This is a genomic window from Peribacillus acanthi, from assembly GCF_003073175.1.
Lineage (GTDB): Bacteria > Bacillota > Bacilli > Bacillales > DSM-1321 > Bacillus_BN > Bacillus_BN acanthi.
Genome location: NZ_QBBX01000006.1, coordinates 146,590 through 160,989, shown reverse-complemented (window position 1 = coordinate 160,989; position 14,400 = coordinate 146,590). Strand labels below are relative to the sequence as shown.

15 protein-coding genes and 1 pseudogene are annotated in these 14,400 nt (G+C 36.1%); 11 read left to right on the top strand and 5 right to left on the bottom strand.

From position 1 onward, the window contains the following. Positions 1 to 44: 44 nt before the first annotated feature. From DBX25_RS08130 to DBX25_RS20535, 3 genes are all read left to right on the top strand, one after another. Entirely contained in the window at positions 45 to 989 is a 945-nt protein-coding gene (locus DBX25_RS08130; RefSeq protein WP_108670285.1) for an L-threonine 3-dehydrogenase, read from the top strand. A gap of 174 nt (positions 990 to 1,163) precedes the next feature. Beyond that, a complete protein-coding gene (locus DBX25_RS08125) occupies positions 1,164 to 1,481 on the top strand; it encodes a hypothetical protein (RefSeq protein WP_108670284.1) in 318 nt (105 codons plus the stop codon). A 151-nt stretch (positions 1,482 to 1,632) separates the two neighbouring features. Beyond that, on the top strand, positions 1,633 to 1,773 hold the full coding sequence (locus DBX25_RS20535; protein ID WP_157950916.1) for a hypothetical protein: 141 nt from the start codon (positions 1,633 to 1,635) through the stop codon (positions 1,771 to 1,773). A gap of 172 nt (positions 1,774 to 1,945) precedes the next feature. On the opposite strand, the gene DBX25_RS08120 is transcribed toward DBX25_RS20535, so the two are convergent. Next, entirely contained in the window at positions 1,946 to 3,370 is a 1,425-nt protein-coding gene (locus DBX25_RS08120) for a sensor histidine kinase (RefSeq protein ID WP_108670283.1), read from the bottom strand. Beyond that, positions 3,367 to 4,077, bottom strand: a complete 711-nt coding sequence (locus DBX25_RS08115) for a response regulator transcription factor (protein WP_108670282.1) — start codon at positions 4,075 to 4,077, stop codon at positions 3,367 to 3,369. Before DBX25_RS08115 ends, DBX25_RS08120 begins: the two co-directional genes overlap by 4 nt. A 152-nt stretch (positions 4,078 to 4,229) precedes the next feature. Between DBX25_RS08115 and DBX25_RS08110 the strand changes: the two genes are divergently transcribed. The 4 genes and pseudogenes from DBX25_RS08110 to DBX25_RS08100 all read left to right on the top strand — a co-directional run bounded on the left by DBX25_RS08110 (position 4,230) and on the right by DBX25_RS08100 (position 7,017). Continuing rightward, positions 4,230 to 5,003 (top strand): sporulation protein, encoded by a 774-nt coding sequence (locus DBX25_RS08110; protein WP_157950915.1) that lies wholly within the window; start codon positions 4,230 to 4,232, stop codon positions 5,001 to 5,003. Positions 5,004 to 5,190: 187 nt separating this feature from the next. Continuing rightward, positions 5,191 to 5,325: pseudogene (locus DBX25_RS21285) on the top strand (MerR family DNA-binding transcriptional regulator); the annotation flags it as partial. An 18-nt stretch (positions 5,326 to 5,343) separates the two neighbouring features. Then, positions 5,344 to 5,574 carry a hypothetical protein gene (locus DBX25_RS21280; protein ID WP_240620211.1) on the top strand — a complete coding sequence of 77 codons (231 nt, stop codon included), beginning with the start codon at positions 5,344 to 5,346 and terminating at the stop codon, positions 5,572 to 5,574. 150 nt (positions 5,575 to 5,724) lie between these two features. Beyond that, positions 5,725 to 7,017, top strand: a complete 1,293-nt coding sequence (locus DBX25_RS08100) for a hemolysin family protein (RefSeq protein ID WP_108670279.1) — start codon at positions 5,725 to 5,727, stop codon at positions 7,015 to 7,017. 220 nt (positions 7,018 to 7,237) lie between these two features. On the opposite strand, the gene DBX25_RS08095 is transcribed toward DBX25_RS08100, so the two are convergent. Then, positions 7,238 to 7,792 carry a TVP38/TMEM64 family protein gene (locus DBX25_RS08095; protein WP_108670278.1) on the bottom strand — a complete coding sequence of 185 codons (555 nt, stop codon included), beginning with the start codon at positions 7,790 to 7,792 and terminating at the stop codon, positions 7,238 to 7,240. 340 nt (positions 7,793 to 8,132) lie between these two features. On the opposite strand from DBX25_RS08095, the gene DBX25_RS08090 reads away from it, so the two are divergent. The 4 genes from DBX25_RS08090 (at position 8,133) to hflX (ending at position 11,220) form a co-directional block, all read left to right on the top strand. Beyond that, positions 8,133 to 8,342 (top strand): hypothetical protein, encoded by a 210-nt coding sequence (locus tag DBX25_RS08090; protein ID WP_108670277.1) that lies wholly within the window; start codon positions 8,133 to 8,135, stop codon positions 8,340 to 8,342. A gap of 2 nt (positions 8,343 to 8,344) precedes the next feature. Continuing rightward, on the top strand, positions 8,345 to 8,896 hold the full coding sequence (locus tag DBX25_RS08085; protein ID WP_108670276.1) for a competence protein ComK: 552 nt from the start codon (positions 8,345 to 8,347) through the stop codon (positions 8,894 to 8,896). Beyond that, positions 8,889 to 9,545 carry an HAD family hydrolase gene (locus DBX25_RS08080; protein WP_108670275.1) on the top strand — a complete coding sequence of 219 codons (657 nt, stop codon included), beginning with the start codon at positions 8,889 to 8,891 and terminating at the stop codon, positions 9,543 to 9,545. Before DBX25_RS08085 ends, DBX25_RS08080 begins: the two co-directional genes overlap by 8 nt. Positions 9,546 to 9,954: 409 nt before the next feature. Then, the gene (gene hflX / locus DBX25_RS08075) at positions 9,955 to 11,220 is read left to right on the top strand and encodes a GTPase HflX (protein ID WP_108670274.1); all 1,266 of its coding nucleotides are present in this window, start codon (positions 9,955 to 9,957) and stop codon (positions 11,218 to 11,220) included. Between the two features lie 85 nt (positions 11,221 to 11,305). On the opposite strand, the gene DBX25_RS08070 is transcribed toward hflX, so the two are convergent. Together DBX25_RS08070 and DBX25_RS08060 are read right to left on the bottom strand one after the other, a co-directional pair. Beyond that, positions 11,306 to 12,274, bottom strand: coding sequence for a nuclease-related domain-containing protein (locus DBX25_RS08070; RefSeq protein ID WP_108670273.1), 969 nt, complete (start codon positions 12,272 to 12,274; stop codon positions 11,306 to 11,308). Positions 12,275 to 12,576: 302 nt separating this feature from the next. Beyond that, positions 12,577 to 14,319, bottom strand: a complete 1,743-nt coding sequence (locus tag DBX25_RS08060; RefSeq protein WP_108670271.1) for an SgrR family transcriptional regulator — start codon at positions 14,317 to 14,319, stop codon at positions 12,577 to 12,579. Between the last annotated feature and the right edge of the window lie 81 nt (positions 14,320 to 14,400).

Sequence of the window (14,400 nt, the reverse complement as noted above, 5' to 3'; positions counted from 1 at the left end):
CAGCTTAAGCTGGGTCTCTTAACGAATATATTTGGGGGATTAGAATGAAGCGTATATTGATTACTGGTGCATTAGGTCAAATTGGTTCTGAATTAACATTAAAACTTCGAGACATCTATGGTACAGACAATGTCATTGCAACAGATATACGAAAAACGGATACAGAAGCAGCACAGTCAGGTCCTTTTGAAATTTTAGATGTAACAGATGGAAATTTAATGGTGGAATTAGCAAAAAAACACAAGGCTGATACAATCATTCATATGGCAGCGCTACTTTCCGCTACTGCTGAAGCAAAACCGGTTTTTGCTTGGAACTTAAACATGGGTGGATTAATGAATGCATTGGAAACAGCAAGGGAGATCAACGGTCAATTTTTTACGCCTAGCTCAATTGGTGCTTTCGGACCAACTACTCCAAAGGACAATACACCACAGGATACGATTTGCCGACCGACTACAATGTACGGGGTGAATAAAGTCGCTGGAGAATTACTATCCGATTATTATTTTCATAAATTTGGAGTTGATGCAAGAGGATTACGTTTCCCAGGTCTAATTTCATACGTTACACCTCCAGGTGGTGGAACCACTGACTATGCTGTAGAAATATACTATGAAGCGATTAAGAATGATAAATATACATCATATATCAACAAAGGAACTTACATGGATATGATGTATATGCCAGATGCATTGAATGCAATTGTGGATTTGATGGAGGCAGATGCTTCTAAATTGAAACACCGTAATTCCTTTAATGTTACAGCGATGAGCTTTGAACCAGAGGAAATTGCTGCTGAAATTCGTAAGCACATTCCAAGCTTTGAAATGTCTTATGAAGTGGATCCAATTCGTCAAGGTATAGCTGATAGCTGGCCAAACTCGATTGATCCATCTGCAGCAAAAGAAGAATGGGGCTTCAAAGCGGAGTATGACTTAGCGAAAATGACAGTAGATATGTTGGATAAACTAAAAGGTTTGAAATAAGAAGATAGAGGGTGTCCCAAAAGTATAACTTAAAGGGGCACCCTCTTTTTGATTTTCTTTATTTTGTAACTTTAAAGAAGGAAAAATATTACATTACGAAGAAAACATAAGGTAAATAGAAATAGAATAGGTTGTGTTAATAATGAAAATAAACATTCGGAAGGCTGGGGTCTCTTGAAGAAAATAATGGTTTGTGGGCTAACATTAGTTGCAATCGTGATTATTAATTTTCTCGGTACTTTTATGGGTCTAACATTTTTGGATGCTTCAATTTTTAGTGGTATCCTTTCAGCTGGCATTATTCACTTTTTTACATCATCGGGAGGTTTTACATCTAACCAGCTCCGTTTAATTGTTCAAGCGCAAACAGGATATAAAATGAATGAAGAAAGGGTTACAATCAATCCTTCGTATGCATTCTATACAGCCATTGTATATACAATTGTTTCATTGGTGGTTACCTTTGTTTACTATAAAGAATATTTTATATAGGGATTGAGAGGGAGCGATTCTTAGTTTATAGAATCGCTTTTTTATATTGTTGGAACTATAGTAACTGTAGATGTATGTAGAGATATTGCCTGCTGGAAACTGTAGAGTTCTCAAATTAGATGCTGGCGCACGAACCTTTAGAGGTAACAACATGCTACGGGTGACTATTGAAGGTGATATTGATGAAAATGGTAATGGCGTTGTAGTAGGATTGTCTGGTGGTAAAGCTGATGGGCGTATTGCTGTGTCCATGGTTTTCAAACATGAAGATTTTATCGTAATAAATGAATAACACAGGTTTGATTTAATAGATACTTCCTGAGAATAAAAAAATAATCCTCATCAATTAATTGTCTGAGGATTATTTTTTATTAGTCTTTTTCAAGGAATTATTCAACTTATTTTTATTAAATTGAAATAATTCTGAAACAATCAGGCGTTATCATCAAAGTGTATAAAAGTCTCTACTTAATTGGTGGTGGAAGAAGGTAAAGTGTGAAGGTTGTACCTTTCCCAACAGTTGATTGGACGGAAATTCTACCTCCCATCAGCTCCACTAGTTGCTTAGTAATGGTTAAACCAAGGCCGCTTCTTTCACGGTGTGATTTCCTAGAGGTATCCTCTGTATAAAATCGCTCCCATATATGTGGCAATCGATAAGGGTCTATTCCATTTCCGTTATCTGAAATTGAGATTACGATTTCGTGTTCAACGTTTTTTGACAAAATGCTAATGGCGCCATTTTCTGGGGTATGTCGTATTGCGTTATCTAGAATATTGAACAGTATTTGCTTTAATCTCTCAGGATCGCCATAGATTTTGAGAGGAATTTGATCCTGCTGTTCACAATGGAATGTGATATTTTTTTCATCCATTCTTACTTTTACATTGTCAGCTACACTTTGTACTAATGAATCCCACCGAATAATAACCTTTTGTAAATCAATTCGTCCTGATTCAATAGCTGATAAGTCTAACATAGTGTTTAACAAGGAGCTCAACCGGTTAATTTCACTGTAACAGATATCAAGGTAACGTTGGCTATCGTTGGCAGGAATTACTCCTTCCTTCATACCTTGTATAAATCCTCTGACAGAAGTCAGTGGAGTTCTTAATTCATGAGAAACATTCATAATCAGTTCTTTTCTCATATTTTCTAATCGTTCCAATTGTTCAGCCATCTGATTGAAAGTGAGTGTTAGTTGGCCGACTTCATCCTGACTTTCTACTTCGAGTCGTTTCTTGAATTTTCCAACTCCTATATCCTTTGCTGCGAGATTCATTTGAACGAGAGGTTTGGAAATTCTACGGGATAACCAATATAAACTTAGTGACGAAGGTATCGCAATGATTGATGAAACAAGGAAAATCAACTTTGATACCTCTGAGGTTGGTATTTCCTGAACAGGTGTATGTAAAAATAAAGCACCGATAATTAAATTATGATCCTTGATAGGGACTCCAACGGTTAAAAGTATTTCATCACTTTTCTCATTGAAAAGGCCGACTTTCGTTAGCTTTTCGCCTGCCAAGACACGTTCGATTCTTTTCGGATTTTTAAAAGCACTATTCATTAATATTTGGTTTCTTTGTGTACTCATATGGCGTTGATTAATTTCTTTATCGGTAAAAATAATATTCATTCTTATGTTATAAAACCGCTTATTGTAGGAAATGGCTTCTTCCAAGCGAAATCGGTCAGTGGGGGTTTCGTTATGTTTAATCAAATCAATGATTTGTTCAGCTTGATTATTCAAGAGAGTTTCCTTTTTGTTCAACAGCAGTTCTTGTAGGGCGACATTCAAGATAAAAGCAAGCAATCCTATCGTGATGAGAGTGGTTGTAATGTAATAAACTAATAGTTTATGAAAAATAGATTTGAATTTCATTGAGATAGCTCCATCGTGAATTTATAACCAATGCCTCTTACAGTTTCAATTTTCCAGATTTCTTCGTCCGTAGAGAGCTTGTGCCGTAAACGTGTAACAAAAACATCAACAACCCGATCTTCACCCATATAATCTTCACCCCATACTAAATCTAGTAAGTGTTGACGATTAAAAACGTGGTTGGGATGTTTAACTAAGACGAGTAGGAGCTGATACTCTCTAGGAGTTAAATCAATGTACTCAATACCTATCATTACAGTCCGCCCTACAACGTCTATTCTTAACGAACCCATTTCAATGGTAGTGGTAGAATCGGTTTGAAAATTTGCTCTCCTTAAAAGAGAGATTACTCTCGCAATAAGCTCGTTGGGATCGAAAGGTTTTACAAGATAATCATCTGCACCAAGGGTTAACCCTTGCACCTTATCTTCACTTTCGCCCTTGGCTGATAACATCAATATCGGGATATCACTTTTCTGACGTGCTTTTTCACAAACCTGCCAACCGTCCATATGAGGTAACATGATGTCTAAAATCATACAGTGTATATTATGTGATTGTATGAGGTTCAATGCTTCAATTCCATTATGGGCAGATAACACATGAAACCCTTTTTTTACTAGGTAGAGTTGAATCATTTCCGTAATGTAAATATCATCATCTACGACCAAGATCGTGTGTTGATTAGGATTAATTTTATTTTGCATACTCGTTTACCTCGAAATATTTTTACTTACTTGGTCATTATACCGCATAAATATTTCAGAAATATTAATATACTTACTTTAATTTCAACAGAAAAATAGTTTCTATCAAGTAGAAATGAAGAGAAAGAATAATTCTAGGAGGAATGAAGCATATGCTAAAAAAATCTGAAGTAAAGATCCAGATGGAAATAGAAAACTTTGATTATCTTCCTGGAGAACTGGTTAAAGGTGAAGTCGTCATCCATGGTGGTAGTGTTGAACAATTTATTGAACATGTAGATTTACGTCTCATGATGAATGTTGATTTAGCTAAGGGGAATATAGTAAAAGAAATGGTATCAATCCAACTAGAAAGCGGATCGCATTTACATGCAAACGAACAAAAAGTCTATCATTTTAGTTACCTCTTACCTACTAATATCCCAATCTCAGGTGGGTCTATCCATTATTACTTTGAATCAATTGTCTCGATGGAGGATGGATTCGAGAAGGTAGCTGAAAGCATGGTCATTCAACCGTACGAACCGATTTATTATGTGTTCAAAGCACTAAGAAAGCTCGGCTTCTTCGAAAGAGAGTCTATTGGAACTGTGGATAGATTTGGACAAAGCTTTGTCTTTTTTCCTACCGAACAGTTTGTAGGTCTATTAAAAGTAGCTAAGTTCAGGTTTGCATTTGAGCAAGAAGACGGGATCAGAGTCTGGCTGGAGATTGATGGGGAATTGTGGCATGAATTTTTTCTGGATAAAACTGTGGTTGACCAAGAAGAAGTCCTTGCTACTACCATCCAAAAAAAGATTGAAGAGGTTATTACACATCCAGATGAGTTTAATCAATCTATAGATTATGAGAATATCCCTTTTTTAAATCCAACTTTACCAGGCCTCATAGGCGGATTATGCCGAGAAAACATAGGGCAGGTGTAATAAGAGAATCTACTACCCAGTCAAATGATTTGGGTAGTTTTTTTGGTAAAAAATATTGTTATTAAATATGAAACTTTTATGAACATTAGTCGTATTAATAGTCAGGCGCCATTTTTTTAGGTATGATTAGGTTCAAACCATAACGTTGTAGTTTAGGGAGGGATACCATGGGGTCGGAGGATTAAAAATCGGAGAATTAGCTCATCTATCAGGTTGTACTAAAAGAACGATTGATTACTACACGACAATTGGTCTTCTTAAAGCAGAACGTTCTACAACTAATTATCGCTATTATTCTAGTGATTCCATAGATAGGCTTAGATTAATAGAAAGATATAAAATGCAAAATAAGTCTTTAGATGAGATAAAAAAACTACTTCACATGAATGAAGAAGACCATTCAATTGATTTAGATGAATTAAAAATAAAATTACAAAGCTTAGAAAAAGATGTTTCTGAAATTGTACAAATGATTCAAAGCAAGAAGATTAGTAAAGAAGAGTTAATGAATAAACATCTATCACATGAAAGCTTGTCATTGATTCAATCTTTACTCTTATTGTTGATTTAGGGCGTTTATAGTTTTTCCATCCAATGGAGTTCTTTATTGGAATTAATCAAGTTTGATATGATATTCTTCCAAGGTAGCATAGAAAAGTTATTTAACTTAAAACAATGTGAATTCACAGGAGGTGTACACCCTACTAACTAGGGTGAGAATTTGGACATAGTTAACATATTATTAATCGTAATACTAATTGCTTTAACCGCATTTTTCGTAGCAACAGAATTCGCAGTAGTAAAGGTCAGAACAACAAGGATTGATCAGTTAATAGAAGAAGGAAAACCAGGTGCGATTGCTGCAAAGCATGTTGTCACACACTTGGATGAGTACTTATCTGCCTGTCAGCTTGGGATTACCATCACGGCTTTAGGATTAGGTTGGTTAGGTGAGCCAACTGTAGAAAAACTTCTACATCCTGTTTTTGAAAGATTTGAGTTAAGTAGTTCGTTGAATCATATTCTTTCATTCGGTATTGCTTTCGCCTTGATTACGTTTTTACACGTGGTAATTGGAGAATTGGCACCTAAAACGGTTGCGATCCAAAAAGCAGAGACAGTGACACTTTTATTTGCTAAACCAATCATCATTTTCTATAAAATTATGTTTCCATTTATTTGGACGTTAAATGGATCTGCTCGTGCTCTAATAGGGGTATTTGGATTAAAACCAGCTTCTGAACACGAAATGTCCCATTCTGAGGAAGAGTTAAGATTGATTTTGTCCGAGAGCTATAAAAGCGGGGAAATCAATAAGTCTGAGTTGACTTATGTTAATAATATTTTCGAATTTGATAATAGAATCGCAAAAGAAATCATGGTGCCTCGAACTTCGATTGTTTCATTATCAGTAGATGACACTTTAGAAGAAATCATTGAAGTAATTAATAGGGAAAAATATAGCCGTTATCCTGTTGTGAATGGTGATAAAGACAATATTATTGGAGTCATCAATATTAAAGACATTTTAAATGCTGCCATCAATAAAAGCTCTTTAGAAAAACCGGTAACAGATATGATTAAGCCTGTCATCAGAGTCATTGAAACGATTCCAATTCACGACCTTTTACTAAAAATGCAAAAAGAACGTACCCATATGGCTGTATTGTTCGATGAATATGGGGGTACATCAGGTCTTGTGACAGTTGAGGATATCCTTGAAGAAATCGTAGGAGAAATCCGAGATGAATATGATGCAGATGAAGTGCCTGATATTCGAAAGCTTTCCGATAAGCATTACATTTTAAGTAGTATGGTGCTAATAGAAGAAGTAAATGATTTACTTGGAACATCTTTATCAGAAGAAGATATAGACACAATTGGTGGGTGGATTTTATCTCAAAGGTATGATGTTGTACTTGGTGATTCCATAGAAGAAGATGGATATATCTTTAAAGTAACTCAGATGGACGGGCACCAAATACAGTTCATTGAAGTGAAGAAAATCTTATAGACTGCCAAATGCTGACTGATAACAGTCAGCATTTTTAAATATAAAGTTTTATATATTGGGAACTGAAGTAAGGCGAAAGTCTTGGAGGATTCATGAATAAAGTATGTATGGAATTAGACATTTCTGATCGTTTAGGCTTGGAGAATGCCTAATATTCTAATCTCTATAAAATATGTAGAATGTCATATGCTTTCGGGCAAAAAAAACCCTCACACAAGGGCTATGCAGAGTTGGTTTTCCATTTTCTGAAAATGACAATAAAGAGTACTAAGGATAAAAGTATTAATATAATTTTTCCTTGTAATGTCCAATGCAAAATTTGATAGGTGGAATATGCTTCTAATGCTAAAGCTGGGATTTTCCCAAGCAAACTCCCTACCAAGAAGGTCACCATGGACATTTTTCCTACAGCAGCAAAAAAAGTAACAGCACTTGATGGCACAAATATTAATAAACGCAGAGTAAAAACGAGTAAGAAAGCATCCTTGCCCGTTACACTCAATAGTTTTTGTAAACGAGGATAATTAAAGGACTTTTGGTTGATAAATCTATGGAATCCCTTCCGATACAACCAAAAGGAAATAATCGCTCCAAAAAGTTCCCCGAGGAAAGAGATGAAAACCCCTCCACCAAAGCCAAAGATTTTTAAATTGATAACCGTCAAAAAGGCACTAGGAACTACGCCCACAATACTAATTCCTATGTTTAGTAGAATGCTCAAAGCTGCCGCTACCTCTTTAGGTAAAGACAAAAATATATTCAATAATTCATGCATTTACATATCTCCTAATTGATAAATGAACCCATCAAAAATCCTACTTATTAAATATACACTAGAATCCTAATTAACCAATATGTAAAACTTTTGGTAAATACAGGAGATTGGTGAATATGGACTTGTTATAATATATATCTACTAGTAAGAAATTAGGATTGATTTTGAAATTATAATATATAAAACTGGTATTTTTAATGAATCTTTTGTATATATATCTAATTTTGTCAAAATATTGAATTTTATATAATTGTTTAATTAATGTTAGTGAAAATTCAGAATTTATTGTTTACAACAAAAACTAAAATTTGGATAATGGGTCTAATGGTAGGGGATTTTGATGAATGGTGTCAGATTTTTGTCAAACATTGCCCGGGGAATGGGAGGTAATGAAAATGAAATTCAAAATAAAAAGGCCTTAAGCAATTGTCTGGCAGGACGTTGCTTAAGGCCGTGCAATAGCTGGGGTGTACCAACTAATTGTCCGAATATTAGTATACCCCTTTTTAATGAAATTGCAAAGAATCAATTTAAAAAGGAGTTATTTTAAAAATGAAAATTCATTATCGAAACCAATATCGTATTAATCTAGAGACGATAACGTTATTACCTAAGTTAGACGAAAATGGAAACTTGATTTCATTAGTGTTAGAGGGTAAGCAAGTAATTATCGTTAATAAAGCGCCTTTACAAATCATTAAAGAAAGTCTACTACACTATGGAAGTGACTTTGAAGGAGCACGTAAAGCTGCAATCTTCCACTTAGGAAATGGATATAGCCAACCAATCATGATTAGTTCCTTGCATAATTTGTACTGGTTTCCTCACTCTTCACCAAACAATCTAGATTGCGGTTGGTTTGCTTTAAATCATATCATCAATCATAAGGCTATCGATACATACCACACACAGGTTACATTTACACATGGGCATATCTTAGCCATTAATATGCGAGAACGATTATTTCAAAACCGTATGTTTAGGGCGAGGGAATTAAAGCAAAAGGTAGAAGAAAAAAGTCAATTCTATCTCGAACCCAAAAAGGGTCTCATGATTGTGAAAGAGAAATTAAATATTGAATATAAGGGGAATTTAGATGATTAAAGCGTTAGTTTTTGATTTTGATGGACTGATAATCGACACTGAATCAGTCTGGTACGATTCGTATCGAGAGGTACTTTCAGGGTATGGAATGGATTTGAAAATAGAGGATTTTTCAAAGGTAATTGGGACAACGGATGAGGTCTTATATCAGCATATCAGGGAAAATGTAGAAACAAAAATTGATCGGGATACAATCGAAAAAGAAACCCATGAGATATACAAGATTAAAATGGGTGAACCAGTTTTGCGTGAAGGAGTAGAAGATTACCTTAAAGCAGCAAAGGAAAAAGGCATACGTATTGCTCTAGCTTCGAGTTCCTCGCGTCAATGGGTAGAGGGCTACATAAGGCAGCTTGGGATAATCGAGTATTTTGAGGTTATCAAAACAAGGGATGATGTCTCAAAAGTAAAGCCTGATCCAGAATTATACATGAAGGCAGTGGAGGCACTGGGAATAGAATCTTCTGAAGCTTTGGCGTTCGAAGATTCATTGAATGGTTTGATGGCAGCCCGTAAAGCTGGTCTGCACTGTGCGATTGTACCGAATCCGGTAACAAGCAATTTAGAATTCGAGGATTATCAAGTGCGCATCTCATCCATGGGGGAAATGACATTGGATGCTTTGTTGGATAAAATTTCCGATAAATGATAGGAAGAACATTGTATCCTAAAAGTACATATGTTAAAATGACCATAATCTTAAGGAACGGAGGGTTTTCGAAATGATTCAGACTGCTTGCTTCCTATCTGGAAGAATCCGACTACAAGCTTTGTGCCGCTAATTGAATAGTGCTCAAGGACTCTGGTGCGTGTTCAGAGTAAGCGGGATTGGTCTGTCTATTTTAAAACCCAATCGCAAATTTGCGAAAATAGTCAATTCCATACGTGTTGAGTGAGAAACCCAAACTATCTAATGGTTTTGGTTTCTTTCTCATATTCCGTTTATGAAGCACAGTACATCTGTGCTTTTTATATTGGATCATAAACCTGAAGTCCGCTGTACCACTTTTCATTTGCGGCAAGTTGAACTTATAAAATTTAATTTTTGGAGGTAGCAAATGGAAGCTATAGTGGAAAAAGCGATACTAGTAGGAGTAAATCTCGGACATACTGAGGATTTTGAATATTCAATGGAAGAACTTGTGAACTTGACCCATGCTTGTGATGTAGAGGTTCTTGGTCGTATCACTCAAAGTTTACAACGTGTAAATCCATCCCATTATATTGGTAAAGGGAAGGTGGAGGAAGTTCGTCATCTTGTCGAAGAAAAGGATGCGAACTTGGTCATTTTTAATGATGAATTATCACCTTCACAAATTCGTAATTTAGAAAAGGAATTGGATTGTAAGGTGATTGACCGTACGATTTTGATTCTTGATATTTTCGCCAACCGTGCAAAAACAAAAGAAGCACAATTACAGGTTGAAGTAGCTGAGCTCCAATATATGCTGCCAAGGCTAGTTGGCTTAGGGCAATCACTTGGCCGACAAAGCGGTGGGGTAGGAACAAAGAACAAAGGTACTGGGGAAAAGAAAATTGAACTCGACCGCCGTCGTATTGAAGAAAAGATTTCCGTTCTGAAAAAGGATTTAGAAATCATGGTAGCACAACGTCAAATACAACGTAAAAAGCGTAAAAAACTTGAGGTTCCTGTCGTGGCTTTAGTAGGCTATACCAATGCTGGGAAGTCGACAGTCATGAACAGCATGCTAGAAGCCTACATGCCGGAAGTAGAAAAGAAAGTGTTCGAAAAAGATATGTTATTCGCTACATTGGAAACATCCGTAAGAAACATCACGCTACCTGATAATAAAACATTTTTATTGACGGATACAGTCGGTTTTGTCAGCAAACTTCCTCACCACTTAGTCAAAGCGTTCCGTTCAACACTTGAAGAAGTGGCTGAAGCAGACCTGCTTATCCATGTGGTCGATTACTCCAATCCAAATTACCTACAATTGATTGATATTACCAATCAAACGCTAGAAGACATTGGAGTAAAAGGAATCCCAACCATCTATGCCTACAATAAGGCAGAATTAGTACGAGAGGATTTACCGGTGGTACACCAGGATGACATCTACTTCTCAGCGAAACAAGGTATCGGAATCCAAGAGTTGACTGACATGATTCGATCTCACTTATTTGCCCAATACGTCAACTGCGAGTTAGTAATCCCGTATGACCAAGGGGGAGTCGTTTCATATTTAAACGAGGTAGCTAACGTAAAAGCAGTCAGCTACGAAGAAGAAGGCACCTTAATGAAAGTTGAATGCAAGGCTTCTGATGCTGAAAAATTCAAGAAGTATATTGTGAATAAATAGGTAGCAATATTTTTTAAAAAGTTAGTGATAATAGTTAAATTTTAATATGAAGTGCCGTTCGGGAGGGATCTCGGGCGGTTTTTTATTAATCTTTAAAGGAAAGTTTATGCACTCTGTTTTTGAAGGTGCCTGTGAAAGGAAGGTTTAAGGATTGAAGAAGTCTAGAGGCTGCTGCAGGAGATTCTAGTATAAAAAAATCTCTTAACTCGCTATTTGTTATGGTAGAACCTATCAATAATTTGTAGTCATTAAGTGCGTTGATATGTGCGTCTTTATTTTTAGACCTGCATTTTGGGCAATACCAAGTGCCATGGCGTCTAAGTGTTGGTAAATAATTACATTCTGGACAAAAAACCCCTTTTTGTAAATCACTCTTTATTATTTGATAATGTTCAATAATTGAAGATTCTCCTTCAGTATGCTGCTTATTAATAAGGCGAATAATTTTTTTTATTTCTTTCTCACTAAATCTAGTTAAGGGGTTGGATTTTTCAAAATGTTTAATCTTAGAAGGTAATATATCTCGATGAATGACTTTATTGGATATGGAATTATTATCAGGAGATGTGCGGATAATGGTTCTGGGATTACTAATGATAACTAATGGGAATATTGGGATTTCCGAAAACCCATTTGTAGCCAACCATTTTGTGAATTGTGATTTATGGCGCTGAGCTTGAATGAGTGGATCTGGAAATGATCTCTCTTTTTCTTCTTTAGTTTGAATGAGTTGATTGAATACTGGATCAAAGTAAATAATTCCTCCATAGTTTTTCACTTCTAAGATGAGGATGAATTGTTTGGATAGCACGAGGATGTCCAACTGGAAATGGTATTTTTCATCAAATAGTCGAATCCCACGGAAGATGTGATAATTTTTTGGGTCGAGAAAACTGAGGGGGAAAGTCATGGCGATCTCACCAGCATATCCAGCTTGACGGATATTGAGTTCTTCTTTTAAATATGGAATTTTAGGATGAAAGGGAGGAAGTCTGCGTAGTAAAGCTTCTAAAAAATGAATGGAAATTGGCACTTTCAGGTCTTTTATTATCATGTGATCACTCCAAGTATTGATTTAGCCTAAATATTTCTCCATGGAAGCCAATATTCCTCTAAATTTAATAAAAATTATTCCATTGGATTTTCCCTGCTTTTGATTGGCTTTTATTTACTTTCAAATTGGGTAAAAATACTTTCGAAAGATCCATAATACTTTCGAAAAGGGTAAAATACTTTCGAAAATCCGAAAATACCGATTTTTCGACAAAAGCAAGTAGGGAAAACAGGAAATCAGCCCAAAATGCAAGCAATAACATCAGGGGCCAAGCAACCTAAAATAGCTAGACCCCAACCCAGCTAGGAAGTCCGATCAATCCACAAATCCCGATAATTCATCCATCCTAACGCATTTAAACTAATTCCTTTCAACGAATCGTGATGGTAGACGGTTTGTCGGCTATGGTAAAGGAATAGAATCGCATGTCGAGCCTTTAATTCAGTTTCTATTATGCGTAGATATTCCAGACGATCCTCTTGGTTACAAGCTTCCATTGCTTTTTCAATATTCAAGGTATGTAATTGCTTCAACTCACAGTCCAAAGCTACTTGAATAAAAGAATCACCACCTGCAAAGAAATGAAGCAAGCCTAATTCGATAGGATGGTCAAACACCTCACCAGCCAAAATCATGTCCGCATCCCACATCGATTTCTTCAATTCATTGATAGGGAGAACTTCGACCTCCAAGACCACACCTAAATCTCGAGCACAATCCCTAATCCAGTCTGCATTTTCCTCGTTCGTTTTCATTTCATAAGTATACAGCTTCACGGATTCTCCAGCATACTGGGATTGCTTTAAAAGTCGGTGAGCTTCTGTCATATCCCACATGTCACCATCGTTATCAAATGTTGGAATAAATCCACTCGCTGGGCTTTCTCGTCCCCCGCCTAATTGCTGAATCATTCGATAACGATCCAGCACTACATGCAGTGCTTCGCGGAAATAAGAATCTTGTTGTGGCCCTTTTTTATTCAGGTTAAAAACGAGATAGGTAGCTCCAATTTCCAGGTTTTCGATACCCTTTAATGTATGATTTTCACTGGTTAATGGCAGAAATTCCACCTGAACTCCTGACAATGGATTATTTCCGTGATAATCTGGCCATACCCACATTTCGATGACATCTAAATACGCTCTTTCCTTGAAATAGTAATCATTGGCTTTTAATTTCAGTAATGTGGAATCATTATTGATGATTGAAAAGGCACCGCTTCCAACAGGCATTCGAGAAAAAGACTCACTATTCGAAAGATGGGATGGTACAATGGACAAACCCTCAGAACATAAGAACAAATCAAACATAGAATTAGAATCAACAAGTTCAATTTCAATCCTATAGTCGTGCAAGACTTTAATTTTCTTGATTTTTTCCGTCATCCACACATGTGGAGAACCCACGGAAAGAATCCTCTCTAACGTAAATTTCACATCATGAGCTGTCAAGGGCTTTCCATCATGAAAAAATAGTCCTTTTCGTAAATGGAAACGCCAAATTTTATGGTCGGAGTCACTTTGCCAATAGTGACATAGATTCGCTTCTGGCATGCGTGTTTTTTTATTATAGATTAGTAGAGTATCGAAAATTTGCTTTACCATATGGGCTTCGCTTCTTCGTGTGACAAAAGCGGGGTCTAGCTCTAGAATCGGCCGATAAAAGGGAAACCGTAAAACATCCAATGTAGTTTCATCCTGGACGAATCCCATTTGCTGTTCCATCCATTTTGTGAAATTTCCTTGTAATTCTAAAAGCTGGAATGCCCCTTTTATATCGCCTTTTTGTACTCTTTTCGTTGCCAAGGAAAAGAGAATCGCTTCTTTATTTTGGATAAAAACAATGGTTGACCGATTCCCTCTGCCTCTACCAGGAATCCAATTAATCCAGTTTCTATCCTCCATTTTAGCCAACAGAAGGTTCGTATTTCGCTTTGTACAATCTAACGCCACACTTACATCCTCTAGCGTCACCTCAAATGGAATCTGCTCTAGTGTACTAGGGTAATAATTTCTTAGCATCAAATAATAATCTTCTATCCTCATACTCAAAAGCCTCCAAATAAAAAGGTGAAATTCCTTTATTTAACTTTACACTTTTTTTCACCTTATCAAAAGGTAAAATTA

Coding starts and splice junctions, on each gene's coding strand:
- DBX25_RS08120 (WP_108670283.1), bottom strand. CDS start 3,370: ATGAAATTCAAATCTATTTTTCATAAACTATTAGTTTATTACATTACA.
- DBX25_RS08110 (WP_157950915.1), top strand. CDS start 4,230: ATGCTAAAAAAATCTGAAGTAAAGATCCAGATGGAAATAGAAAACTTT.
- DBX25_RS08095 (WP_108670278.1), bottom strand. CDS start 7,792: ATGCATGAATTATTGAATATATTTTTGTCTTTACCTAAAGAGGTAGCG.
- DBX25_RS08090 (WP_108670277.1), top strand. CDS start 8,133: ATGAATGGTGTCAGATTTTTGTCAAACATTGCCCGGGGAATGGGAGGT.
- DBX25_RS20535 (WP_157950916.1), top strand. CDS start 1,633: ATGCTACGGGTGACTATTGAAGGTGATATTGATGAAAATGGTAATGGC.
- DBX25_RS08060 (WP_108670271.1), bottom strand. CDS start 14,319: ATGAGGATAGAAGATTATTATTTGATGCTAAGAAATTATTACCCTAGT.
- DBX25_RS08070 (WP_108670273.1), bottom strand. CDS start 12,274: ATGATAATAAAAGACCTGAAAGTGCCAATTTCCATTCATTTTTTAGAA.
- DBX25_RS08115 (WP_108670282.1), bottom strand. CDS start 4,077: ATGCAAAATAAAATTAATCCTAATCAACACACGATCTTGGTCGTAGAT.
- hflX (WP_108670274.1), top strand. CDS start 9,955: ATGGAAGCTATAGTGGAAAAAGCGATACTAGTAGGAGTAAATCTCGGA.
- DBX25_RS08130 (WP_108670285.1), top strand. CDS start 45: ATGAAGCGTATATTGATTACTGGTGCATTAGGTCAAATTGGTTCTGAA.
- DBX25_RS08080 (WP_108670275.1), top strand. CDS start 8,889: ATGATTAAAGCGTTAGTTTTTGATTTTGATGGACTGATAATCGACACT.
- DBX25_RS08085 (WP_108670276.1), top strand. CDS start 8,345: ATGAAAATTCATTATCGAAACCAATATCGTATTAATCTAGAGACGATA.
- DBX25_RS21280 (WP_240620211.1), top strand. CDS start 5,344: ATGCAAAATAAGTCTTTAGATGAGATAAAAAAACTACTTCACATGAAT.